Source organism: Glutamicibacter mishrai, assembly GCF_012221945.1.
GTDB lineage: Bacteria > Actinomycetota > Actinomycetes > Actinomycetales > Micrococcaceae > Glutamicibacter > Glutamicibacter mishrai.
This window is the reverse complement of sequence record NZ_CP032549.1, coordinates 3,352,547-3,377,106: the sequence shown is the minus strand read 5'-3', so window position 1 is coordinate 3,377,106 and position 24,560 is coordinate 3,352,547. Positions and strand designations below refer to the sequence as shown.

The 24,560-nt window shown below is 60.1% G+C and carries 25 protein-coding genes; 7 read left to right on the top strand and 18 right to left on the bottom strand.

Features of this window, described 5'->3' with window-relative positions; genetic code table 11:
* Window positions 1-75 precede the first annotated feature (75 nt).
* From aceE to D3791_RS15685, 6 genes are all read left to right on the top strand, one after another.
* A complete protein-coding gene (gene aceE, locus D3791_RS15710) occupies window positions 76-2,820 on the top strand; it encodes a pyruvate dehydrogenase (acetyl-transferring), homodimeric type (RefSeq protein WP_022876606.1) in 2,745 nt (914 codons plus the stop codon).
* A gap of 131 nt (window positions 2,821-2,951) precedes the next feature.
* On the top strand, window positions 2,952-4,160 hold the full coding sequence (locus D3791_RS15705; RefSeq protein ID WP_172512764.1) for a PucR family transcriptional regulator: 1,209 nt from the start codon (window positions 2,952-2,954) through the stop codon (window positions 4,158-4,160).
* A 176-nt stretch (window positions 4,161-4,336) separates the two neighbouring features.
* Window positions 4,337-5,260, top strand: coding sequence for an ACP S-malonyltransferase (locus D3791_RS15700; protein ID WP_022876608.1), 924 nt, complete (start codon window positions 4,337-4,339; stop codon window positions 5,258-5,260).
* Window positions 5,261-5,472: 212 nt separating this feature from the next.
* A complete protein-coding gene (locus tag D3791_RS15695) occupies window positions 5,473-5,718 on the top strand; it encodes an acyl carrier protein (RefSeq protein ID WP_022876609.1) in 246 nt (81 codons plus the stop codon).
* 108 nt (window positions 5,719-5,826) lie between these two features.
* Window positions 5,827-7,074 carry a beta-ketoacyl-ACP synthase II gene (gene fabF / locus D3791_RS15690; protein WP_172512763.1) on the top strand — a complete coding sequence of 416 codons (1,248 nt, stop codon included), beginning with the start codon at window positions 5,827-5,829 and terminating at the stop codon, window positions 7,072-7,074.
* A 188-nt stretch (window positions 7,075-7,262) separates the two neighbouring features.
* On the top strand, window positions 7,263-7,838 hold the full coding sequence (locus D3791_RS15685; RefSeq protein ID WP_172512762.1) for a dihydrofolate reductase family protein: 576 nt from the start codon (window positions 7,263-7,265) through the stop codon (window positions 7,836-7,838).
* Here the strand turns inward: D3791_RS15685 and D3791_RS15680 are convergent.
* From D3791_RS15680 to D3791_RS15595, 18 genes are all read right to left on the bottom strand, one after another.
* Window positions 7,835-8,221, bottom strand: a complete 387-nt coding sequence (locus D3791_RS15680; protein WP_172512761.1) for a VOC family protein — start codon at window positions 8,219-8,221, stop codon at window positions 7,835-7,837. The two genes, D3791_RS15685 and D3791_RS15680, sit on opposite strands and share 4 nt — an antisense overlap.
* Before the next feature lie 294 nt (window positions 8,222-8,515).
* The gene (locus D3791_RS15675) at window positions 8,516-9,019 is read right to left on the bottom strand and encodes a DUF3145 domain-containing protein (RefSeq protein WP_022876613.1); all 504 of its coding nucleotides are present in this window, start codon (window positions 9,017-9,019) and stop codon (window positions 8,516-8,518) included.
* 142 nt (window positions 9,020-9,161) lie between these two features.
* Window positions 9,162-10,160, bottom strand: coding sequence for a tyrosine recombinase (locus tag D3791_RS15670; RefSeq protein WP_172512760.1), 999 nt, complete (start codon window positions 10,158-10,160; stop codon window positions 9,162-9,164).
* 25 nt (window positions 10,161-10,185) lie between these two features.
* Window positions 10,186-11,430, bottom strand: a complete 1,245-nt coding sequence (gene dprA, locus D3791_RS15665; protein WP_172512759.1) for a DNA-processing protein DprA — start codon at window positions 11,428-11,430, stop codon at window positions 10,186-10,188.
* Window positions 11,431-11,439: 9 nt separating this feature from the next.
* On the bottom strand, window positions 11,440-12,993 hold the full coding sequence (locus D3791_RS15660; protein WP_172512758.1) for a YifB family Mg chelatase-like AAA ATPase: 1,554 nt from the start codon (window positions 12,991-12,993) through the stop codon (window positions 11,440-11,442).
* Window positions 12,990-13,352 (bottom strand): YraN family protein, encoded by a 363-nt coding sequence (locus tag D3791_RS15655; RefSeq protein WP_022876617.1) that lies wholly within the window; start codon window positions 13,350-13,352, stop codon window positions 12,990-12,992. The genes D3791_RS15660 and D3791_RS15655 overlap by 4 nt, the downstream gene beginning before the upstream one ends.
* A gap of 95 nt (window positions 13,353-13,447) precedes the next feature.
* On the bottom strand, window positions 13,448-13,768 hold the full coding sequence (locus D3791_RS15650; RefSeq protein WP_022876618.1) for a DUF2469 domain-containing protein: 321 nt from the start codon (window positions 13,766-13,768) through the stop codon (window positions 13,448-13,450).
* A complete protein-coding gene (locus tag D3791_RS15645) occupies window positions 13,768-14,505 on the bottom strand; it encodes a ribonuclease HII (protein WP_172512757.1) in 738 nt (245 codons plus the stop codon). The genes D3791_RS15650 and D3791_RS15645 overlap by 1 nt, the downstream gene beginning before the upstream one ends.
* Before the next feature lies 1 nt (window position 14,506).
* Window positions 14,507-15,211 carry a signal peptidase I gene (lepB, locus tag D3791_RS15640; RefSeq protein WP_246242176.1) on the bottom strand — a complete coding sequence of 235 codons (705 nt, stop codon included), beginning with the start codon at window positions 15,209-15,211 and terminating at the stop codon, window positions 14,507-14,509.
* A gap of 186 nt (window positions 15,212-15,397) precedes the next feature.
* On the bottom strand, window positions 15,398-15,982 hold the full coding sequence (locus D3791_RS15635) for a hypothetical protein (RefSeq protein WP_152485571.1): 585 nt from the start codon (window positions 15,980-15,982) through the stop codon (window positions 15,398-15,400).
* 167 nt (window positions 15,983-16,149) lie between these two features.
* Window positions 16,150-18,510: an LPXTG cell wall anchor domain-containing protein gene (locus tag D3791_RS16690; RefSeq protein ID WP_216847354.1), complete on the bottom strand. Its 2,361-nt coding sequence runs from the start codon at window positions 18,508-18,510 to the stop codon at window positions 16,150-16,152.
* A gap of 426 nt (window positions 18,511-18,936) precedes the next feature.
* Window positions 18,937-19,584 carry a signal peptidase I gene (gene lepB, locus D3791_RS15625; protein ID WP_172512995.1) on the bottom strand — a complete coding sequence of 216 codons (648 nt, stop codon included), beginning with the start codon at window positions 19,582-19,584 and terminating at the stop codon, window positions 18,937-18,939.
* Window positions 19,585-19,597: 13 nt separating this feature from the next.
* Window positions 19,598-19,957 carry a 50S ribosomal protein L19 gene (gene rplS / locus D3791_RS15620; RefSeq protein ID WP_022876624.1) on the bottom strand — a complete coding sequence of 120 codons (360 nt, stop codon included), beginning with the start codon at window positions 19,955-19,957 and terminating at the stop codon, window positions 19,598-19,600.
* Between the two features lie 274 nt (window positions 19,958-20,231).
* On the bottom strand, window positions 20,232-21,065 hold the full coding sequence (trmD, locus tag D3791_RS15615; protein ID WP_022876625.1) for a tRNA (guanosine(37)-N1)-methyltransferase TrmD: 834 nt from the start codon (window positions 21,063-21,065) through the stop codon (window positions 20,232-20,234).
* 3 nt (window positions 21,066-21,068) lie between these two features.
* The gene (gene rimM, locus D3791_RS15610) at window positions 21,069-21,605 is read right to left on the bottom strand and encodes a ribosome maturation factor RimM (protein ID WP_172512755.1); all 537 of its coding nucleotides are present in this window, start codon (window positions 21,603-21,605) and stop codon (window positions 21,069-21,071) included.
* Window positions 21,606-21,720: 115 nt separating this feature from the next.
* Window positions 21,721-21,963 (bottom strand): RNA-binding protein, encoded by a 243-nt coding sequence (locus D3791_RS15605; RefSeq protein ID WP_022876627.1) that lies wholly within the window; start codon window positions 21,961-21,963, stop codon window positions 21,721-21,723.
* A gap of 2 nt (window positions 21,964-21,965) precedes the next feature.
* Window positions 21,966-22,376 (bottom strand): 30S ribosomal protein S16, encoded by a 411-nt coding sequence (gene rpsP / locus D3791_RS15600; RefSeq protein WP_022876628.1) that lies wholly within the window; start codon window positions 22,374-22,376, stop codon window positions 21,966-21,968.
* A 242-nt stretch (window positions 22,377-22,618) separates the two neighbouring features.
* On the bottom strand, window positions 22,619-24,334 hold the full coding sequence (locus D3791_RS15595; RefSeq protein ID WP_172512754.1) for an HNH endonuclease signature motif containing protein: 1,716 nt from the start codon (window positions 24,332-24,334) through the stop codon (window positions 22,619-22,621).
* Here D3791_RS15595 and D3791_RS15590 point away from each other — a divergent pair.
* Window positions 24,323-24,544, top strand: a complete 222-nt coding sequence (locus D3791_RS15590; protein ID WP_172512753.1) for a hypothetical protein — start codon at window positions 24,323-24,325, stop codon at window positions 24,542-24,544. The two genes, D3791_RS15595 and D3791_RS15590, sit on opposite strands and share 12 nt — an antisense overlap.
* The last annotated feature ends 16 nt before the right edge of the window (window positions 24,545-24,560 follow it).

Here is a 24,560-nt window from a genome sequence, read left to right as displayed (position 1 = left end):
CCGTTGTCCCAAAACCGTCGCATCGCAGTGGAAAACTGCAACGCAGCGGAGCCGCAATTCAATCAAGGAGCTTCAGTGGCTGTAGAGGAACACATCTCCCAGATCCGTAGCGGGTTGACTTACCAGCTTTCAGATCAGGATCCTGAGGAAACTCAGGAATGGATGGACTCGTTTGATTCTCTCGTAGAATCCCAGGGCACCGAGCGTGCTCAGTTCATTATCCGCTCGCTTTTGCAGCGTGCAGGTGCCAAGTCCGTGGGTGTCCCCCATGTGACCACCACCGACTACGTGAACACCATTCCTGTGGATCAGGAACCAGACTTCCCGGGCGACGAAGCCATCGAACGCCGTTACCGCGCATTCATGCGTTGGAACGCAGCAATCATGGTGCACCGTGCCCAGAACCCAGCCATCGGCGTCGGCGGACACATCTCCACCTACGCAGGTGCGGCTACCCTTTACGAAGTTGGCTTCAACCACTTCTTCCGTGGCAAGAACCACCCAGGCGGCGGCGATCAGGTCTTCTTCCAGGGCCACGCTTCCCCTGGCATGTACGCACGCGCATTCCTCGAAGGCCGCCTGTCCGAAGAGGATATGGACGGCTTCCGCCAGGAGCACTCCAAGGAAGGCCACGCCCTTCCTTCCTACCCGCACCCGCGTTCACTTCCTGACTTCTGGGAATTCCCGACCGTGTCGATGGGTATCGGCCCAGCTAACGCCATCTACCAGGCTCAGCTGAACCGCTACCTGCAGAACCGCGGCATCAAGGACACCTCGGACCAGCAGGTCTGGGCCTTCCTGGGTGACGGCGAAATGGACGAGCCAGAGTCGCGCGGCTTCCTGCAGCTGGCAGCCAACGAAAAGCTGGACAACCTGAACTTCGTCATCAACTGCAACCTGCAGCGCCTTGACGGCCCGGTTCGCGGTAACGGCAAGATCATGCAGGAACTGGAAGCCTTCTTCCGCGGCGCCGGCTGGAACGTCATCAAGGTAACTTGGGGCCGCGAGTGGGATGCCCTGCTCGAAGCCGACAAGACCAACGCCCTGGTTGACATCATGAACCAGACCCCGGATGGCGACTACCAGACCTACAAGGCTGAGTCCGGTGCCTTCGTGCGCGAGCACTTCTTCGGCCAGCGTCCGGAAACCAAGGAATTGGTTGCGGACATGACCGATGACGAGATCTGGAACCTGAAGCGCGGTGGCCACGACTACCACAAGGTTTACGCAGCATATAAGGCAGCCGTTGAATTCAAGGGCAAGCCAACTGTCATCCTGGCCAAGACCGTTAAGGGCTACGGCCTGGGTTCGCACTTCGAGGCTCGCAACGCGACCCACCAGATGAAGAAGCTGACCATGGAAGACCTCAAGCAGTTCCGTGATCACCTGCGCATCCCGATCACCGACGAGCAGCTCGAAGCCGACCTGTACTCGCCACCGTACTACCGCCCAGCCGAGGATTCGGCCGAGTACAAGTACATGATGGAACGCCGTGCGGCGCTGGGCGGCTCGGTGCCAACCCGCCGCAAGGAGACCTCGGTCAAGCTTCCGTTGCCTGGCGACAAGGCCTACGCCATCGCCAAGCGCGGTTCCGGCAAGCAGCAGGCAGCCACCACCATGGCCTTCGTCCGCCTGCTCAAGGACCTGATGCGCGACAAGGAATTCGGCCACCGCATCGTGCCGATCGTCCCCGACGAATCGCGCACCTTCGGCATGGACTCGTTCTTCCCGACCGCGAAGATCTACAACCCAGGTGGCCAGAACTACCTGTCCGTAGACCGCGACCTGGTTCTGGCCTACAAGGAATCCCCTCAGGGCCAGCTGATCCACCCGGGCATCAACGAGGCTGGCGCCGTGGCGGCATTCACCGCTGCCGGCACCAGCTACTCGACCCACGATGAACCGCTGATCCCGATCTACGTGTTCTACTCGATGTTCGGCTTCCAGCGCACCGGCGACCAGTTCTGGGCTGCCGGCGACCAGATGGCTCGCGGCTTCATCATCGGCGCTACCGCCGGCCGCACCACCCTGACCGGTGAAGGCCTGCAGCACGCTGATGGCCACTCGCCAATCCTGGCCTCGACCAACCCGGCGGTGATCACCTACGATCCTGCCTACGGCTACGAGATCGGCCACATCATGCGCTCCGGCCTGGATCGCATGTATGGCGGAACCCACCAGGATCCAAACGTCATGTACTACCTGACCGTGTACAACGAGCCGATCAGCCAGCCAGCTGAGCCGGAAAACGTTGACGTGGAAGGCATCATCAAGGGCATCCACCTGCTCAAGGAAGCCACCACCGACGGCCCGCGCGCACAGCTGCTGGCCTCCGGCGTGGCCGTGCCTTGGGCTCTGGAAGCGCAGGAAATCCTCGCCGAAGAGTGGGGCGTTTCCGCCGATGTCTGGTCTGTGACCTCGTGGAACGAACTTGCTCGCGACGGCATGAACGCCGACGACGAAGTCCTGATCGACCCATCCAAGGCACGCCGAACCCCGTACGTGACCTCCAAGCTGGAGTCCACCCCGGGCCCGGTCATCGCGACCACCGACTACATGCGCGCAGTCCCTGAGCAGATCCGCCCATACGTCCCAGGTGAATTCCACACCTTGGGCGCTGACGGCTTCGGCTTCTCGGACACCCGTGCAGCAGCCCGCCGCTTCTTCAAGATCGACGCCCACTCCCTGGTGGTCCAGACCTTGCAGTCGCTGGTTGAGCGTGGCGAGATCCCTGCGGACACCGCGGTGAAGGCCCACGCCAAGTACGATCTGAACAACCCGAACGCCGGCAAGTCCGGCAACGCAGGCGGCGACGCCTAAACCTCCGGGCCGGCACTACGTGCCATGTTCTGCGCCTGCCCCGCTACGGTGATTCCGTTGCGGGGCAGGCGCTTTTTAATAACCCTGCCTGACATGCGCATCGCGGGGCAAAAGTCACTAAGCTTGAAGTCATGAGTCCCGAACTCGATGCCGCCACACCGAAAAACCGATCCAGCCACCACCAGCCGCCGAGCCCGCAAACGCTCAAGCGGCTCCAAAGCCATATCGGCGTGCTGTCCACCACCGCCCTGAAATACCTGGACCAGCAGCTGCCGTGGTACCGGTCCCTGGACCCCAACGAGCGCGCGGCCCTGGGCCTGATCGCCCAAAAAGGCATCTCCACGTTCGTCACCTGGTACGAGGACCCGTCCTCCACCCCCTCCTGGGTGGTCACCGACGTTTTCGGCGCCGCGCCCACGGAGTTGACCCGGTCGATCTCCCTGCAAAAGGCCCTGGGGCTTCTGCGCACCATCGTGGAAGTAGTCGAATCCCAGGTACCGGACATCGCCACCGAGTCCGAACAAGCCGCTCTGCGCGAAGCGGTGCTGCGCTACTCGCGCGAGGTCGCCTTTGCCGCCGCCGACGTCTACGCCCGCGCCGCCGAAACCCGAGGCGCCTGGGACTCCCGGCTCGAAGCCCACGTGGTGGATGCGGTGCTCCATGGCGAACCCCATGATTCGCTGGCCTCCCGCATCGCCGCCATCGGCTGGAAATCGCAGAAGGACATCCGCGTCCTGGTCGGCACCACTCCGGCCGCCAATTCCGCGACCTTCGTCTCGACCCTGCGCCGGGTCGCCACACGCTATTCGCGCGACTCGCTGGTCGGGGTGCTCGGCGACCGGTCGGTGCTGATGCTGTCGGATACCAAGTTCGACGAGGTTGACCTCACCCGCTTCACCCGGTTCTTCGGCCCCGGCCCGGTGGTCTATTCGCCGCTGGCAGCCACCGTGAAGGATATGCACCATGCCGCGGTCGCCGCGGTTGCCGGTTACAGTGCGGCCCGCGCATGGCCGCAGGCGCCCAACCCGGTGAGTGCCGATGACCTATGGCCGGAACGTGCCAGCAATGGTGACCAGCTTGCGCGCACCGCGCTGATCGAACAGGTTTACCAGCCGCTTCAGCAGGCGTCCAACGGGCTGCTCGACACGCTCTCGAGCTACCTGGCACTGGGCCATTCGCTGGAAGGCACCGCGCGTGAGCTTTTTGTGCACGCCAATACGGTGCGATACCGGCTCAAGCGGGTCAGCGAGGTCAGCGGCTGGGACCCGTTGGTGCCGAGGGATGCCTTCGTGCTGCAATCGGCCCTGCTCTATGGCCGGCTCCATGAGTTCAGCTTGTAGGCTTCACCCAAAGACAATGCATGACGCAGCACACCTTTGTGCTCGCTCATAGCGCATTACATGGGAACTTTGGTTCGCCATAAGATAAGCTTTTGTAGAGTTCCTACAAACAGTCACCTTGAGCTTGGTACCGAAATGAAGCGCCAAAAGCTCCTGATATTTGGAAAGCTGTAAGAGTGTTAGCAATCGTTTGCCCCGGACAGGGCTCCCAGACCCCAGGTTTCCTCGCCGAATGGCTCGAAGTCGAAGGCGTTGCCGATCATCTGGCCGCCCTCAGTGCCATCACCGAGCGTGACCTCACCGCCCACGGCACCGTCTCGGACGAAGAGACCATCAAGGACACCGCCGTCGCGCAGCCGCTGATCGTCGCCGCAGGCTTGGTGACCGCCCGCGCGCTGTTCGGCGACCAATTGCCAGCCGGCAGCATCGTCGCCGGCCACTCGGTCGGCGAGATCACGGCCTCGGCACTGACCGGCGCCCTGGCTGAAGCCGACGCCATGAACTTCGTCAAGGTGCGCGCCAACGCCATGGCCGAGGCAGCAGCAGCGACCCCGACCGGAATGGCCGCCGTCCTCGGCGGCGATCCCGAAGAAGTGCTCTCGACTCTTAACGGCCTGGGCCTCACCCCGGCCAACGCCAACGGTGGCGGGCAGATCGTTGCCGCCGGCACCACCGAACAGCTCGCCGAGCTGGCCGAGAACCCGCCAGCCAAGGCGCGCGTGATTCCACTGAAGGTCGCCGGCGCATTCCACACCTCGCACATGCAGCCAGCGGTAGGCACCCTCAAGGAGCTGGCTGATACGCTCACTCCCGCCGACCCGAGCGTGCAGCTGCTTTCCAACTTCGATGGCCAGCCAGTCGCCGATGGACAGTCGAACCTCGACTCGCTCGTTGCCCAGGTCTCGCGCCCGGTGCGCTGGGACCTGTGCATGGAGACCCTGGCCGCCGCTGGCGTGACCGGAGTCCTGGAACTGGCCCCAGCCGGAACCCTGGTAGGCCTGGCTCGCCGCGGATTGAAGGGCGTGAAGACCCTGGCGGTCAAGTCGCCTGCCGATCTGGAGGCAGCCAAGGCCTTCGTCGCCGAGCATACTGCCAGCTAACCGGCGTCACACAAAGAATTGCGCGCCGAAACAGCCATGATGCCACCGGCAAGCTCATCTCTGACCTAAGCTTTAAACCGACGAAACTGCGGGGCATGCAAGTGCACCAAAGTTTCAGCACACCGGCATGAGACGGGAACCTGTTCGCAGGGGCTTGTTACAGCCACAATGAACACCGGAGTCCTCCGGCAACTGAAGAAAAGGAGCCATCCATGGCTAGCAACGAAGAAATCCTGGCGGGCCTCGCCGAAATCGTCAACTCCGAGACCGGCCTGGACGAAGCAGACGTGCAGCTGGACAAGTCCTTCACCGAGGACCTGGACATCGACTCGATCTCGATGATGACCATCGTCGTAGAGGCAGAAGAGAAGTTCGACGTTAAGATTCCGGACGAGGAAGTCAAGAACCTGAAGACCGTAGGCGACGCTGTTAACTTCATCGCCGGCGCACAGGCCTAAGCTTTCGGCGTTTATCGCCACCACCGTTGTGCGGGAAAGCCGTGCACACCGACCGGTACGTCAAGCCGGTCCCCTAAATTTCTTAATCGCACAGTAGAGAGTTTGATGATGGCGCGCAAAGTAGTGATCACCGGTCTCGGAGCCACCACGCCTATCGGCGGAGATGTCCCAACCCTTTGGGAGAACGCTTTGAAGGGCGTCTCGGGCGCCGCAACCATAGAGGATTCATGGGTGAAGGAATTCGACCTTCCGGTCACCTTCGCTGCGCGCGCTGCCGTTCAGCCAACCGAGGTGCTCTCCCGCCCGGAAACTAAGCGCATGGATCCTTCCACGCAGTTCGCTGTGGTTGCCTCTCGCGAAGCTTGGGCCGACTCGGGCCTGAACAAGGACGAGATCGACCACAATAAGCTGGCCGTCGCGTTCGCCACCGGCATTGGCGGCGTCTGGACCTTGCTCAACGCCTGGGACACCCTTCGCGAAAAGGGCCCGCGCCGCGTGTTGCCGATGACCGTGCCGATGCTGATGCCAAACGGCCCAGCCGCTGCAGTCTCGCTGGATCTCGGCGCTGAAGCCGGTGCGCACACCCCGGTTTCGGCTTGCGCTTCGGGCACCGAAGCCATGCACGTCGGCCTGGACCTGATCCGCTCCGGCAAGGCCGATGTGGTCATGGTCGGTGGCGCGGAAGCCGCCATCCACCCGATGCCAATGGCCGCGTTCGCCTCCATGCATGCACTCTCGCGCCGCAATGACGATCCAGCCAAGGCATCGCGTCCCTACGACATTGACCGCGATGGCTTCGTCATGGGCGAAGGCGCCGGTGCACTGGTCCTGGAAGCCGAAGAGCACGCACTGGCTCGTGGCGCCCGCATCTACGCCGAGCTGGCCGGTTCCTCCGTCACCTCCGATGCACACCACATCACCGCTCCCGATCCAGAGGGCATGGGTGCCACCCGTGCGCTGAAGGCCGCCATGTACGACGGCCTGATCCAGCCCGAGGACGTCGTGCACGTCAATGCGCACGCGACCTCCACCCCAGTGGGCGACGCACCGGAATACACCGCGCTGAAGAATGCCCTGGGCGATCAGCTGGACAACGTGTGGGTCTCGGCAACCAAGTCGCAGATGGGCCACCTGCTAGGTGCCTCCGGCGCCGTTGAGTCGGTCCTGTGCGCACTGGCTGTCTACCACCGCACCACTCCAGTGACGATCAACCTGGATAACCAGGATCCAGCGATCCCGTTGAAGGTCGTCACCGGCGAGCCAAAGCCGCTGCCAGCTGAAGGCACCATCGTGGCTCTGAACAACTCCTTCGGCTTCGGTGGCCACAACGCTGTCGTCGCTATCCGAAGCGTCTAGCCACTTCCCAGCTTCCTGAAGCTGCTTGCCGATGGGCTGGTCCAAAGTTTTCCTTGGCCCAGCCCATCGGCGTTTAATAATCCGGCTTCCCTGAAAATAGTTGTCCGCATTGGCCTGTGCTTGTTACGCTCAAAATCCGCTTAGTTGATGCGGAACTTTGTTCTTTCCTCAGGTCAGGAGCTGCCCTCATGCGCACACTTATCGCCACCGCGTTTGTCTCACTCGACGGTGTTGTCGAAGCACCGGGCGGTGAACCCGATTACCGCAATTCCGGGTGGACCATGAACAGCGTCGAGTTCGATCCGGCCGCATATGAGCTCAAAGGAACCGAGCAGGCCGAAGCCTCCGCCATGCTGTTGGGCCGAATCAGCTATCAGGCATTCTCCCCCGTCTGGCCCTCGATGACCGAAGAATTTCCGCACTATAACGTGATGCCAAAATATGTGCTCTCCACGACCCTGGCCGAGAAGGATCTGGTGGATAACTGGGGCGAAACCACGATTCTGCGTTCGGTCTCCGATGTGGCTCGCCTGCGCGCCGGCGAAGGCGGACCTATCAGCATTCACGGTTCAGCAACGCTGGTCCGCTCGCTGCAGGAGCACCAGCTCATAGACCGGTACAACCTCCTCGTATTCCCGGTGCTGCTTGGTGCAGGCAAGCGACTGTTCAGCCAGGAAAGCATAGACGCGCAGAAGCTGACGCTGGTGGATTCCCAAACGTACTCGAATGGCATTCAAAAAAACGTCTTCGACGTCCTGCGCTAGGGTTGCCCCTCCAGATATCCCTTGGTCAGCAATTCCAAATAGTGGCCTGACGGATCTAGCAAGTACACTCCCCTGCCGCCATGCTCATGATTGATCGATCCGGGGCACTGCCGTCGCGGGTCCGCCCAGTGTTCGATTCCTTCCGTGCAGATCTTCTGGTATGCGCGGTCGAAGTGCGATTCGCTGAGCAAGAATGCGTAGTGCTGAGGTGGAAAGTCGATCGGAGGCGTTGCGAATTGGAGAAGCACACCGCCGTCGAGGCTGATGTTGCGGAAGGGTCCCCAATGTGGGGCGGGCTTCGCTTCTAGCAGGCTGGTGTAGAACTCCGCCATGCGCTGGGAATCGAGCGAAGCGATGATCGTGTGGTTGAATCGTGCGGTCATGTCTCCCTTTCATTATGTGTCCGAAAATTCTGTACGTTGAATGTCTCGGTCACCGGGAGGTCCGCGTATCAGGGAACGACCAGATAGCCGTTCCGGGAGTGGCTATTGCAAGCCTGACTGGTCTTCATCGCCAATGAGTCTAGCACCATCACCCAATGCGCTTCTAGGCCATCAGCGTTAAATCAAGAAGTGGGATCCCAAACAGGGATCCCACTTCTTTTGGTAACAACCCCGCACCACCGGGGTCTGACTGGATGCAGTTGTAAACACACCCAGAGACTTAATAACCAGTCGCTATACCACCTGGTTGAGCCATCGCACAGGAGCCTCATCGCCAGAGTGGCGGAATGGTTCAAGTTCTTCGTCCCAAGCTTCACCCAGGGCGATCGACATTTCCTGATAGAACACGGATGGGTTGCCGTCGCCCTTTTCGTAGGCCCAGCGAATACGTTCTTCACCGACCATGATGTTGCCCGCAACATCTACGGTCGCGTGGAAGATCCCCAAGTCCGGGGTGACAGACCAACGGCTGCCATCGGCGCCAGGGCTTGGATCTTCGGTGATTTCGAAACGCAGGTGCTGCCAGCCGTGCATTTCGCTGGTGAGCAGCGCGCCAGTTCCTTGTGGGCCTACCCACTCAATTTCGGCGCGACAAAATCCGGGTGCGACGTGCTGTTCGGTCCAGTCCATCTTGACTGGGGTACCGAGCACGGACCCAATTGCCCATTCGAGATGTGGGCATAGCGCTGCAGGGGCGGAATGTACAAATATCACGCCTCTGGTCATCGGTGCAGACATGCCATCCTCCGTTGCGGTGTTGATCGTCTTCCCCTACGTCAACATCGAACAGGTGCTTTCGCCGCCGATACTTCTATTTTGCCCGATGAAGGGCACTTTTCGCCACCCGGATCGATGATTTTCACAGATTGGGTGGAAATCTTCAGGCCCGAGGGTGGGCTTGGCGATAGCTTTGCCGCAATCGATCCACGGAAACGTGCGTGTAAAGCTGCGTTGTCGCCAACGAAGCGTGCCCGAGAAATTCCTGAACCGCTCGCAGGTCGGCCCCACCGTCAAGCAAATGGGTAGCCACAGTATGGCGTAGTGCGTGCGGTCCGCTCGCCGAGGTGTCGCCAAGAAGGCGCAGAGCCGTGGCTATGACTTCACGTGCTTGCCGGACGTTGAGCCTTGAGCCGCGGACTCCTACCAGCAGAGCGTCTCCTGCTGACTCGGATGCCAAGATCCTGCGGTGGGATCGAATCCAATCGATAATTACCCGTTCCGCAGGTTTGCCAAACGGAACCACGCGCTCTTTGTTGCCCTTGCCCAGCACGCGCAAGGTCCTTCGTTCAAAATCGACATCTGCGATGTCCAGCGCAACTAGCTCGCTGATGCGCAGTCCGGAGGCGTAAAGCAACTCGGCAATGACTTTGTCCCTGCACTGGATAGCCAACGATTTCGGATCATTCACCTGTTCATCCTCGTCGCCGTTGACGTTGCTTGTTCCCTCGGACGCAACCGTTTCGTCCGAGAGCAGCCTGTCAATCTGGCTGGGCTGAAGAACATGAGGCAGACGCCGCTCTTTCTTGGGTGCAGCCAACCGCAGTGCCGGGTCAGCCTCAATGAGTTCGTGCTTTAGCGCCCAGGCGAAGAAGTTCTTAACGGCCGAGATCCGACGTGCCAATGTAGTGCGCGAGACATCGGACTCGTGAAGGTAAGCCAGCCAGTCTCGCAGCATGTCAACAGAAACCTGTTTCAAGGCCGGGTCCGCGGCTCGCTCTTTGAGGAACTGTCCGAGATTTCGAAGGTCAACATCGTAGGCGCGCAAAGTATTCTCACTGCGCCCGCGTTCGCGTTGCAGGTACTCCAGATAGTCTGCAACTGGTTCTGAAAACTTCGCTGACGGCCCGGCTGTTTGCTTCGAGGCAGATTCTTGCTTCATCACCACCGAGCTTACCCGACCGCGATCATTTGCCTTGGTAGAGCAATCTCCATGACAACCCGTCGGTGCTTGCCAAGCCGAGGTCTTCCAACCGCCCCAGAGATTTCAGCGTCTGAATGATCGGGATACCGCTGCGTGCGGAAATCTCGTCTACGAGCATCGGTTTCGAGAAGGACATGATGTCGTAGACCATGCCTTCGTCGCGGCCCAGTTGATCGGTGGGCCGTTTCGGGGCGGAGTCTTCACTCGTGCCCTGTGCAGGGTGCTGCGCTCCGGCCAGTGCAAGCGCGTCTTGCGGCGAGGTCAACAGGACGGCACTCCCTTCGCCAATCAACCGGTGACAACCTGCGGAATTCGGAGCGAATACGCTGCCAGGGACCGCGGCGACATCACGGCCTAGTTCAACTGCGTGGCTAACAGTATTCAGCGCGCCTGAGCGATGCCTGGCTTCGGTCACGATCACCAATCGGCTAAGTGCGGCGATGATCCTGTTTCGATTCAGGAAGCGGAATCTGGCAGATGTCGTACCCGGGGGAACCTCGGAAAACAGCACTCCTCGCGCCACAATTTGATTGAGCAAATTGCTATTGCCCGACGGGTAGAGCCGGTCAATGCCACCGGCCATGACGGTGATGGTCGGCGGGTTCGCAGCGGACCACTCCTCCACGGTTAATGCAGCCCGGTGAGCACTGGCGTCGATACCGTAGGCGCCTCCTGAAACAATGCTGTATCCCTGCAGCGCCAATGATCGGCTCAGGTCGAAGGTCACCTGATCGCCGTAGTCGCTGGCATCGCGTGAGCCGACGATAGCCACGTTGCGTCCTATCTCCTGGCCGCCCAAGAATGCCGGATTGCCGGCCCTCCACCATAAACACAGCGGTCGCCCCAGGTTGAGGTCATCAAGCTGCACCGGCCAATGGTCGTCGCCAGGAATCAGCAATCCCCCTTGATGCCGTGCGGCCGTGTCCACCGCAGCCAGCGGGTTGCTCAACGGCATCCGTTTCCGCCATCGGGTCAATGCCACTTTGAGATCTTGCGCCATATTCGAGGAGGTCTTGAATCCGAGGATTTCCTCAACTTTCGGTTTCAGGTCCGTGGGCATGAAGTCCTCTTTGCGGATCAGGCTCAGCAGTTCCGAGGCGCTCATGAGCTGAAGCAAGGCCGACGCGGTGAAGTCGTTTGGTTCGATCAGCTGGTTCAGATGCGCGTAGGTCAGGCGTTCCGCACTGGTACGGCTTGGCGCCTGCGTTGCGTTCGGATTGATGGACATGGAGGTGGCCTAACTATTCTCGAGGCTTTGCCGCAGGTGAGCGGCAATGGCCAGGTCGTCTTCGGTGGGAGCTGCATGCTGTTGTTGATCGGCGACCGTCCACGCGACGCGGAGCAACCGGTGGATGCCACGGGCCGAGAGGCCACGACGGGTGGCGAGCAGTTCCAAAGCTTTCTTCGTTTGCGCCGGATACTTCAACTCGTGGCGCAGCACTTGGGTCGGAATCTGGGCGTTGCAGCTGATTGAGAACGTCCGTAGCCGTTCCTGGCTGCGTTCCCTGGTGGCCAGTACCCTTTCGCGAACCGCGTGGCTGGATTCGTTGGGCGCGGTGCTCAGCAGTTGCGATTGGTGCACCGGATTGACCCGCACCTGCAGGTCGACACGATCCAGTATCGGGCCGGACAAGCGAGCAAAATATCTGCGTCGAGCCATGGGCGTGCAGGTGCAGCCAGTTCCCGTCCCGAAGTTCCGGCCGCATGGGCATGGATTGGATGCCAGGATCAGCTGGAAGCGGGCCGGTAATCGTTGGTGGCCTTTGGCCCGGGCCAGATTGATATAGCCTTCCTCAACGGGTTGGCGCAGGGCATCGAGGGCTCCGGTATTAAACTGGGCGGCTTCATCCAGAAACAGGATTCCGTGATGCGCCCGGGTGATCGCGCCGGGGATCAGCTGTGAGGTCCCGCCACCGATGAGCGCGGAGAGCGATGCCGTGTGGTGTGGCGCGACGAATGGCGGAGTTCGCTGGAGCTGATTCACCTCGTGCATTGCCCCGCGAGTTATGGAATGGACTGCGGTGGCTTCCAGCGCTTGCAGGTCATCCAGCGGGGGCATGATGGTTGGCAGGCACTTGGCCAGCATGGTCTTCCCCGCGCCGGCGGGGCCGACCATGATCAGGTGGTGTCCGCCGGCTGCGGCCAATTCCAAGGCCAGCCGGGCTTCTTGCTGCCCGTTGACCAGTTGCAGATCGACTTCCTCATTCCCAGCACCAATCATCGTTGATTCGGCGGGTGATTTTGCTGGAAGCGGATGGTGCAAATAGGTTGTGATCAGCTCATCCTGGGCACCGCAATAGCGCAGCACCTGGCCGAGATGGCGGGCAGAGATGACCTCGATCCCCTCGACCAATCGCGCCTCGTTGCCATTGCCTTCAGCAACGATGACTCGTTCCAGGCCATGCTCCTTGGCCAGCTGCACTGCTGGCAGGACGCCGGGCACGGCCCTGAGGGTCCCATCCAAGCCCAGCTCAGCCAGGTACAAGGTGGCCGGGCTGGCGTGCAATTGCTGATCGGCGGCAAGGGCGGCGATGAGGATCGCCAGGTCGAATCCCGAACCGTATTTCGGCAGGGTGGCCGGCGAGAGGTTGACCGTCAGCTTGCGGTTGGCCAACGGGATGCCGGTATTCCGCGCGGCGGCCTTGATGCGTTCTCGGGCTTCATTCAATGAGGCGTCAGGCAGGCCAAGGATGATGAAGCCGGGTATGCCGTTGCCTAGATCGGCTTCCACCTCGACCAGGGAGACGCCGACCCCGTGGATGGCGGCAGCGCTGGTGCGTGCGGTGCTCATGGTTGCACCGCCGGGTGCAGAAGGCAGGTGTAGCCCGTTCCATCGGGATACACCTCGATGATGTCCACGCGTGGTTGCGGGATGAAGAGCCGGTGGGCCTGGGCCCAGAGAATCAGCAGCTTGTGGAGCCGCCGGTATTTCTGCGTGGTGATCGCATCAAAGCCCGTGCCATAGCGCGTGGAGGAACGGGTTTTCACCTCGATGGCTGCGATCTGACCGCTGGCCGTTCGTGCTACGGCGTCCAGTTCCCCTGCCGAGCAGCGCCAGTTCCTGTCGAGGATCTCGTAGTGGTGCTCGCTGAGGTATCGGGCGGCGGCTTGTTCCCCGGCTGCACCCAAACGTTGTGCCGCTGTGCGCATGTTGACTCCTGGATGTTCGAACTATTCGTTCTGAACATTCTCGGAGCTTGCCTGGTCGCGCGTGCCCGGTCCGTGCGGAATGTGGATTTCCGCGGCTAGGAGTCCAGTCCCTCCTTGGGGATCTGCAGCTCATCGCGGTTGAGTTCCTCCACGTTGACGTCCTTGAAGGTCAGTACCTTCACGGATTTCACAAAACGCCCCTGCCGGTAGATGTCCCATACCCACGCGTCGGTCAGGTTCAGCTCAAAGTAGACTTCGCCGGCATTGCTCAGCGTTTTCACGTCGACCTGGTTGGCCAGGTAGAAGCGTCGTTCGGTCTCGACCACGTAGTTGAAGAGCCCCACCACGGTTTTGTACTCGCGGTACAGCTGCAGTTCCATGTCGGACTCGTAGTTTTCCAGGTCGTCGCCAGCCATCACTTTGCTTTCTTTGTTGTGGCTTCACCTTCGGCCGTATCGGCCTGTGAAGTCAAGTTCCAGCTCTTGCGGTGGTAATCGCAAGGTCCCAGAGCGGTAATCGCCGCCCGGTGCGCGGCGGTGGCGTAGCCCTTGTTGATATCCCACCCGAAGTCGGGATGCGCCGAGGCCAATTCGCTCATGATCCCGTCGCGCTCGACCTTGGCCAAGATGGAGGCGCCGGCAATCGCTTGGCAGGTCATGTCACCCTTGATGATGGTGGTCACCGGCAAGTGCAGGCCTACCGGATCGCGGTCGTCGGCAAGGACGTCGAATAGGTCCGGTTCCGGAGCGGTCAGCCAATCGTAGCTTCCATCCAGCAGGATCGCTTCGGGCGCGACGGCGCACTGTTCCACGGCTCGGGTACCGGCCAGGCGCAAGGCTGCGGTGACGCCTAGGGAGTCGATTTCCTCGGCAGATGCATGGCCAACGCCATATCCGGCCGCCCACTGGCGCACTTGGGGCACCAGTGCCTCGCGGGTTTCAGGGCGCAAGAGCTTCGAGTCGCGCAGTTCCGGGAACTCGCTGACCTCGTTGATGTCGATCACGGTGATGCCCACGGTAATCGGCCCTGCCAGGGCGCCACGGCCTACCTCATCCACGGCACCGATGAGCTTCACGCCGTGGCGGGCGGCCAAAGCGCGTTCGTGATCGAGGGTGGTGGGCTGGTTCTTGCCGGTCTTCGTTGTCGCGGCCATGTTATTTGCTGGTCGCGTCAGGAACGTTGGCGAAGACTTCGTCGTGGGAATCGACGGTGCCCCATCGCGAAGTTGGCCAGGAGATGATCGAGGCGCGTCCCTGGACGGAGTCCAGGTCCACGAAACCGCCTTGGATGTCGGTATGGAAGCGGGAGTCGGCGCTGGCGGCACGGTGATCGCCCATGACCCAGATCTTGCCTTCAGGCACGGTGACGGAGAATTCCATATCGGACGGCTTATTGCCAGTGTAGATGTATGGTTCGTCGATCGCTTCGCCATTGATCTTCAGCTTGCCGACAGCCGCATCGTATTCCACGGTGTCCCCCGGCATGCCGATGATGCGCTTGACCAGATACTGCTCGTCGGCTGCAGGCAGGATTCCGACGAAGGACAGGACATTTTCGAACGCGGTGGGCGATTCAGCCAGTGGTGGCAGCCAGCCCAAATCGTCACGGAAGACGACTACGTCTCCTCGGTTCAGCTCAAACGGGCCAGGAACCATGAGATTCGCGAAGATGCGGTCGTTGACTTCCAGGGTGTGTTCCATCGAGCCCGACGGAATGTAGTAGGCGCGGAAGAAGAAGGTCTTGATCATGAAAGAGAGCGCCAGCGCAATGGCGACGATGATGACGATCTCGCGGATGAAGCGCCATACCTTGTATAGCGGCCCCTTGCCCTGGGGATTTTCTGCTGGTGCGGCGCTCACAGTTTGATTGGTACCTTCCCTTTTGCCTAACACACCCCATCTTACGTGCCAATGGTGGGCGAATGGCTCATTGCCTGATTCGCTTCGTTGCCAGGCAAAGCGAAAACGGCCAGCCCGAAGTCGGGCTGGCCGTCGCTGGGTGTCACGTCGGGCCCGCGAGTAGCGGGGCCCACTGCGAGGATTCAGCTAAGAGTTGGCAGGCGTTGCAATTCCGCCGCTGGGTTTGAGGTCCACGGGGATATCACCGATCGGCTTATCCTTTTCAATCAACTTGGTGATCGCGTCGATCTGGCTCTTGTCCACGGATAGCGTAATGCCGCCGGTCTCCGGATTCAGGGTGTAGGCATGGATCGAGCTGTTGATCGGGTTCTGTTGCTGTGACTGCCATTTCATGATTTCACTGATGGCAGACCGCAACTCCTTATTGCTGTACGGGACTACGTGTCCCTCGGCACCAGCTTCCTTGATGGCGCTCAGCTTGCCTTCGCTGGTAGTTGAGACGTGGAGCTTGCCGTCCTTGATCCAGCCCTGCACGTAGGCATCGCCGAGTTGCGTTGAAAGCTGGTCATTGGTTTCTAACAGAGTTTCCTGATCCACGGCATTCTCACTTTGGTTATCGGAAGGCTGCGCGGCATTGGAAGATTGTGAATCTGAGGACTTATTCGCGCCTGGGTCCGTCCCTTGGCCGCAACCGGTCAACAACAAGCTTGCCATAAGCGCGGTTGATGCTAATGCAAGGGGCGTGCGGGAAGTTTTAGCGTTGAAATTCATAATTGCACCTCGGTTTTTGCGTACCCAATAACCTGCCTTGTATCGAGGCTATAGGGCTATTCGTAAAGCAGTCGGTGAACCACATGTGTACTAACTAAAAAGTGTCCCGCTACCAGTAACTAGTAGCGGGACACTTTCAGAGGTTTCTAGAACCTAAAGGTGTTTCCTTAGCCGTGACGGCGGTTGCCGCGACGGAACAGGAGGAACATTGCACCAACCAGAGCCAGTGCGCCACCTGCAGCGATCAATGGAGCGCTGCTCGAACCGGTATCAGCCAGTGGATCGTCCTTCTTAGGAGTTTCCTTTGGAGTTGCCGACTTGGTTGGTTCATCAGACTCATCGTCCTGTGGAGCTTCAGAGGACTCTTCGGTTTCCGAAGCAGACTCCGATGGCTCCTCGGTTGGAGTCTCGGAAGGAGTCGCAGTTGGAGTTTCCGATGGCTCCTCAGTTGGAGTCTCGGAAGGCTCCTCGGTTGGGGTCTCGGAAGGAGTCGCAGTTGGAGTTTCCGATGGCTCCTCAGTTGGAGTCTCGGAAGGCTCCTCGGTTGGGGTCTCAGAAGGAGTCGCAGTTGGAGTCTCCGATGGCTCCTCAGTTGGAGTCTCGGAAGGCTCCTCGGTTGGGGTCTCAGAAGGAGTCGCAGTTGGAGTCTCCGATGGCTCCTCAGTTGGAGTTTCCGATGGCTCCTCAGTTGGAGTTTCCGATGGCTCCTCAGTCGGGGTCTCAGAAGGCTCCTCGGTAGGAGTCGCAGTTGGGGTCGGGGTCGGGGTCGGCTCTGGAACCGCGATCACAACTACTTTGCCATCGGTGGTTGCCGACTTATCGAAGCCCTTGTGTGCCTGGAGAGTGAACTCGTAGACGCCAGTCTGGTCAGGAGCGGAGAAAGTGAAGTTACCGTTCGAATCAACAGTTACGGTGTCCACAACTTCGCCGTTGACGATGACATCAACCTTAGTGCCAGGTGCAGCGTCCTTGACGTTTCCGGTGATATCGCTACCAGCCTCAACCTCAGAACCATTCTCGGTAGTCAGAGTTGGGGCATTGATGAACACCTTGACGGTGTAACCCTTCACGCCATCAATGCGCTGCAGCGCATCGGTAAGTCCGGTGTAGAAGGCAAGATCATCGCTGGTGTTTTCCACACCATCTTCGCCACCGCTGTTGGCCGAGTTGATACCGACAGCCTTGCTACCAACCAAAACTGCTCCACCGGAGTCACCTTGATCCAGTACTGACTGATCTGGGTTATCAGCGGTATAGCCCCATACATCGCGGATAGTTCCACCCATACCCTGGACGTAGAAGATGCCCTCGCCCGTAATGGTCGAGCAGCTCCAGCCCGTGGTCGCGCCAGACGAACATGCGTTTGCACCAATCGTGGCAGCTGCATCGCCGGTTACGTTAATAACCTGATCACGCTCGTCGCCACCGGATGGCCACTGTGAAACGCCAGCCTTCAAATTCAAAGCAGGGTTGATATCCTCAATCACCGAAATATCGGTGCCAGGGTTCTCGGTATCAGTCTCTGAAATCGGGGTGCCAGGAGCGTAACCCGAATTGCCCGGGCCACCGAACTGTCCGAAACCGAAGGTTCCAAGATTAGCTGTGTACCCGAGGAAATCATTAGGTGCGTTCGCTTCCAACACGTAAGTGTCGGTCATCGAATTATCTGCAGTACAGTGACCCGCGCTCAAGATAGCGTCCTTGCCACTTGGATCCCAGGCATTGAACCCAACGGAACAACGCGAGGCAGGGTCTTGACCACTCTCAGCGATTGCGTAACCCATGCCGCCGTAAATATCTTCTGTGGCACCGTGCTTCGCAGCACCGCGGCCGTCCTTCTTAGACGGCTCGAAAACAACATCTGATGATGCTACTTCCTCCGCGAATTCTTCTAGAGAAAGCTCGCCCTCAGCCGCTGACTTCTTGGCATAGGTTTCCTTCTTTGATCCCTCGATGGACCCAGGGCCTGAAGCAATGATCTTCACGACCTCTTTGCCATCCTCAACCGTGTTGACGATCGCAGTCAGTCGGGTCAGTTCAGACTCGTCTACATTTTCGACGATTTGACCATAAACATCTTCAGGAGTGGACAGCTTTTTCTTGTTGATGTCGAGGGATACTGCCGCCTGCGAGGCAGCTGCTACCTTCTTGGCCTCAGCAGCGTCTTTCTCGCTCACCTCGACCTTGGCTTTTCCGTCCTTCACAGAGGCACGAGAATCAATGCCCTTTTCCTTCAGCTGCTTGGAAACCGCAGCCGCGGTTTCGCTAGCCTTGGAGTCTTCCAAGTACTCATCAACGGTCTTGTCCAGATCGCGTTCGATCGCTTCTGGAAGGCCGGTGGTGTCTACAGCGCCCTCAGTGGTGGTTGCGCTGGGGGTGGCCGACTCGCTCGAGGAGGCCGACGCGGAAGGCGAGCTGGTCGCCTCCGGGGCCGCAACGGCTGGCATGAAGCTACTGCCAACTACCAAAGCGGTAGCGGCTGCAGCAACGATGCCTCGCTGCGCAGTCTTCTTATTTGGATTTGGCATTAATGCTTCTCCCACATTTATGGTGCGAGTGCTAGCGGTGTTCCTACCTCAGAACACACTTCTAAGCACAGGTGTTGTTACCAAAATGAAACAATAGCGGGTTGCAGATAGGCTTTTCAAGTACCGAATCCAACGAAAATATAAATAACGAACCACGTTTCCCCTAGTCAGATTGCTTTGCATGGATTCGACTGGGTCACATCTTACGAGACAGTAGCTTTTGTTTAAGATTGGAGTTATCTTTCTAGCGCCTAGTCAACTCAAAGAAACCTGTGAACTAGGCCGGATTCCGCACATCAGAATCATAGAAATGCCGCTGAAGCTGTGCGGCGGTGAAAAAAAATCCATAAGACACGAAAAAAGGCGTCTAGAAGCGAGAAAATTTCGCTTCCAGACGCCTGATGGCTATCAACTAGTAACACTCAATTACCGGATAGTGGCGCGCTGATCCAATGGCCAAACAATGTCAGTCGCCTTGCCCACGACGCGATCGACGCTGATCATTCCACCACCGCTGGCCCCGAGCAGCGAGCGCGAGTCTTTGGAGGTGGAGCGATGATCGCCCATCACCCACAAACGTCCTTCCGGGACCTTGACGGAAAATTTCTGCTCGCTCGGTGCATCGCCGGCAAAGACGTAGGGCTCCTCGACAGTCTGGCCGTTAACCGTGATCTGGCAGTGGGCCCCCTTGCATTCCACGGTGTCTCCCCCGACCCCGATGACGCGCTTGACGTATTTGCTGCCGGTGCCGGTCAGGCTCAACGCGCCGAGCAGATCGTCGGCGAAACTCGCCCGGGCATAGGGCAGGAACGAACCGCGGCCATCGAAGACGATGACGTCTCCGCGCTGCGGCGGCGCGTCGCGGTAGGCGCGGCGGTCAACCGCGATGCTTTGGCCGGGGTTGAGGGTCGACTCCATGGAGTTGGAGTCGATGTGGAAGAGGTCAGTCACCGTCGCGCGGAAGATGATGGTGCTCAACAGGCCGAGAATGATGGCAAGAACAGCGAAGCGCCAGACCCAAGAAAAGGCCCGGCGCTTCACCGATGCTCGCTCGCTGCGGGCAATCTGGTTCATCAAGGAACGCAGATTACTTCTTTGCGTTGAAGTCACGCTTCTCGCGGATGCGAGCAGCTTTACCGTGACGATCGCGCATGTAGTACAGCTTTGCACGACGAACGTCGCCCTTGGTCACAACCTCGATCTTTTCGATGATCGGGGAGTGAACTGGGAAGGTACGCTCAACACCGGTGCCGAAGGAAACCTTGCGAACGGTGAAGGTTTCGCCAACGCCGTGGCCCTGACGGCCCATAACGTAGCCCTGGAAAACCTGGACGCGCGAGTTCTTGCCTTCGATGATGTTGACGTGCACCTTCAGGGTGTCGCCTGGACCGAAAGCTGGGATGTCCGAACGCAGCGAAGCTGCATCGACTGAGTCAAGAATATGCATGTTGCATCTCCTAGGATCAATGCCGCAGGTCACCGAATCCTCGTAGCGGGGCTCATCGCCGGCTTGCCGCCTGGCGATCTCCCCGGAACGTTTACCACCGACTGGCTCTAGCAGTCGATGCGGCGGTTCTTTCACATCCGGTCTTCCCCCTGCGGCAGGAGCCAGATAAAAACACACCAAGAAACAATTATGCCGTATCGCTGCGGCTCGCGCGAGTCCAGCAGAATTTCTGGTCCCGTGATTTAGACCTCGTTGCCGGGCTGCGGCCGTGGAACTAGTTGTTCTCGGTGCCTTCGGCACCTGCACCGGTGGCCCAGTCCAGCTCGGACTTTGGAGTGATCACGCCGTCGACCACAGCGAATCCGTTATGCCACAGGGCGTCGCGATCGCGGCGGTTCAAGGACGGGACATCCATCTGGGTGATCAAATCCGGGCGGCGGGCCGCGGTGCGCTTGATCTGCTCGTCGCGGCGGAAGCGGCCAACCCGCTGGTGGTTGCCGCCCAGCAGGACCTCGGGAACCTCGCGTCCGCGCCAAGAGGCAGGCTTGGTGTAGACCGGGTACTCCAGCAGGACATCCGAGTGGGACTCCTCCACCAGGGATTCTGGGTTGCCGATGACTCCGGGGATCAGTCGGGCGATGGCCTCGACCATCACCATGACCGCCACTTCTCCCCCGTTGAGCACGTAATCGCCGATGGATACCGGGATAACGTTGAAGTTCTCGTGCGCGTAGTCGACCACGCGCTCGTCGATGCCTTCATAGCGTCCACAGGCGAAGACCAGGTGCTCTTCTTCGGCCAGATCGTAGGCCATCTGCTGGTTGAACACCGCGCCGGCGGGCGAAGGAACGATCAAGGTGGGCTTGGCGCCCTGCGCATCAGCGGGGCGAACCGAATCCAGGGCACGGCCCCACGGCTCGGGCATCATCACCATGCCGGCGCCGCCGCCATAGGGAGTGTCGTCGACCTTGCGGTGTTTGTCTTCAGTGAAGTCGCGCAAATTGGTGACATTCAAATCCAGGATGCCGTCTTCCGCGGCCCGGCCGATCAGCGAGAGCGAGAGCGGCTGCAGGTACTCGGGGAAAATCGAGATGACATCTAGGCGCATGGTTTAGTGCTCTTCCTCGGTGGAGTCTTCGTCGCTGTTCAGGGTCAGCAGGCCGGCGGGCGGAGTGATGACGACGATGCCGGCTTCTGGATCGATTTCGGGCACGAACTCGTCGACGAAGGGCAGGTAGACCTCGTTGCCTTCGGTGTCTTCGAATACCAGTAGGTCCTGTGCGGGGTTGGTGCGCAGTGCAGTGATCACGCCGACCTGCTTGCCATCGAGAATGACCTTCAAATCCAGCAGCTCGTGCTCGTACCACTCATCCGAATCGTCTTCGGGTTCGTCCGAGACCTCGATCTCCAAGCGGGCGCCGCGCAGCGTCTCGGCCTGGTTGCGATCGTTGATCTCCTTGAAGGACAGCAGCAGGATGGTCTTGTTCCAGCGGGCGTTGGTCACCGTGAGGCTCTTAACCGGGCCTTCGACGACGATCAGTTCTTCGCCGGCGGTGAAGCGATCCTCGGGGTTGTCCGTGAGGACCTGAACGGTGACTTCGCCACGGATGCCGTGGGGCTTGCCAATGCGGGCAACCTGCAATCGCATAATCTGCTGCTCTTTCTGGATGGTGTGGGTGGTGAAACACGAAAGGAGTTTCCGTCACCAGTTGGACGGAAACTCCTTTCGAAATGAAGCCAACGAAGAGTTGGGCTGCAGTTGCTTAGCCGCGGCGTCGGTCGGTGTCGATGACATCAACACGAACCGATTCCTTGGCCAGCGCTGCCATGACGGTACGCAGTGCTCGCGCGGTGCGTCCCTGGCGTCCGATCACACGACCGAGATCTTCAGGGTTGACCCGAACTTCGAGCAAATCACCGCGGCGGGTGGACTTCAAGGCGACCTTGACGTCTTCCGGTTCCTCGACGATTCCGCGCACCATATGGTCTAGCGCATCAACGAGCACTGTTACTCAGCCTCGGTTGCTTCGGCCTCTGCCTCTTCAGCAGCTGGCTTCTCAGCCTTCTTGGTGATGGCCTCAGGAAGGATCACCGAACCCTTTTCAGGTGCAACGAATGCTGGCTTAGGCTCGGCAACCTGGTAGGTGCCTTCCTGGCCGTCGATGCCCTTGAACTTCTGCCAGTCACCGGTGATGTTCAGCAGCTTGTGAACCTGCTCGGTTGGCTGAGCGCCAACCGACAGCCAGTACTGAGCACGCTCAGAATCGATCTCGATGATCGATGGGTTCTCGGTTGGGTGGTACTTACCGATCTCCTCGATGGCACGGCCATCGCGCTTAGCGCGGGAGTCCATGACAACAACGCGGTAGAAAGGTGCGCGCATCTTACCGAAGCGCTTCAGACGAATTTTAACGGCCACTGTAGTGGTCACTCCTGTTTCTCAACATGGTCGAATCCGATTTTTAGCACCTGTGGGGCAGGCCTTACTTCTCGAACTCTAAAAAGGACAGGATTCGAAGCGGAGAGAGGGGCCACAACAAATCGAGTACCCTGCAATTATGCCAGAGAGCCAAGGTGCTGGCCAACTCTATTCTGGCGGCGCGTCGAAGTGGGCGCATGAAGTTGATCACGCCCGTCGCGGGCACTGACATTTTGACCTATTTAACTGTAGGCCAGATGGATGCGATTTCGCTGCGGGCGCTGCAGCGGATCCAGATGTTTGGGCAGCACAATGTGCGCCAGCCCGGAAACAGTGACCAGCTTTAATAAGCCGGCATGGACGGCATGATGATGCGCACGGCACAGGCAGCTGCCATTGCGCACCGAAGTGCACCCACCATGCTCCCACCAGTCATTGTGATGGTACTCGAGCATTTCGGGAGGCGCGGTGCAGCCGGGCACTATGCATCCTCGATCGCGGGCGAAGATCGCTCGCTTCATCGCCTCGGTGAAGAAGCGCTGGGACCTGCCGACATCCAGAGGTTGCCCATCCGGGCCAAAAACCACCCGGTAGATCTCGCCCTGGCAGATCAGCGCCGAGGTGTCTGCTGGTCCGAGCTTGATGCCGTGCTCCGACATGGAGGACAGTTGCTCCGGGGCTGCCAGATCGGCCAGTGAATCAAGCTGGACATGGATCGCGATCTTAGGAGTGGCGGTTTTTGCGCTTCCGCGACCGCCGCGATTTTTCAGGGCCGCGATCAGGGCATTGAGCCTGCGCTGCGGCACAGGTAGATCAGCGTCTCCCGGCACAGCATCGCCGGACACTTGTTCTGAACCCGCCGAAGGCTGGGAATCGGCGGCCAGTTGTTCGCCAACAAGCCCTTGATCTTGTCCTTCGGCGTCCGACAAGGAATTTTCGTCTGCCTGCGGTGGCTCGCTGGCCGCATCCTGGGCCCAAGGCGGCATGGGTTCGTTGCTGCTGAACAGGTCATCGGCCACCGGATCGCCGCCAGGTGTGCCATTGCCTTGAATTCCACTGCCTTGGGCACCGCGGGCGGATTTCCCGGCCTCGGTGCGCGGATTATCGCTTTGCCCGATGAAGGACCGGAACTCTTCGCGCTGGGCACCGGTGACGATGACCTCGTAGCGGTCGCACTCCCCGATGCTGGCACGCCGGAAGAATCCGGGCTGCGGCGTCTTGACGGTTTTGCGGGCGAGGCGCTCGGCAGAGATCAGGTCGGAAACCAGAGACTGCGCGGTAGTCAGATCAGGATCCCGGAACAGTTCAACCACATGCTCTTCCAAGGTGCGCCCATCGGCGTGGGTGGCAGTGGGCTGTAGCGGCTGGCCCTCGAAGGCAGTGTCTGCGGGCTCGAATTTATCCAGGGCGCGGGCGGCACGGGCCACAGACCTGGGATCGAGCACCGGCGAGTCGGTGAACAGCTGGGCCAGCGCGGAAAACCGGGGTGCGATGGTCGAGCCGTCCATGGCGCGCCGGGCGATCAAAAGGTGGGCATCTTGCACGCGGCGATCGGCCTCGTGGAAGTCCAGGCCCAGCCAGCTGGCAAGGAAGCCGTTGGTGCTGCGGTAGTGCACGCGACCGGCATGCAGCGTGGCCGGCTGGCTGAAGTCCGTGGTGCCTGAGCCCACGGCGGCCAGATCGTCGTCGGCCAAAAGGTGGGCCGCGGTGGATTCAAGGTGGATGGCGCTGTGCAGCTGCTCGCGCAGGCTATAGCGGAATAGGGTCTCGATCAGCCGGGCGTGGGCGGCGGCCACCCGAGGATCCTCGCTGGTCCGCAGCGATCGGGACAATTGCACCAGCAATGACACGCAGGCGGCCATGACCTGGAGGAGCGCCGCGCAGGTTCCGCGCGGCACGCCCCTGGCGATGGCCTGCTGCAGCTCGCCAAGTGCGGCGGCCAACTGGTGGATACTCATGAAGCCATCATGGGTGCGCCGGCGGGAGCCAGTGGCAAAAAGATCCCGGCTGTGGGCAACTGGCTATGTGCGAGCCATGTCCGGGCATCGAAGCAACTGGCAGCTGGGCAGAAAACCGGTGTGCGGCTCTGCGGGCTCGGCGGTGCGCGGCTAGACTCGGTGGCAGCGGCCAGCGCAGTCCCCGCGATGGGTGGCTGGTTCTGGCGCTAGGCAATTTCGAGGACAA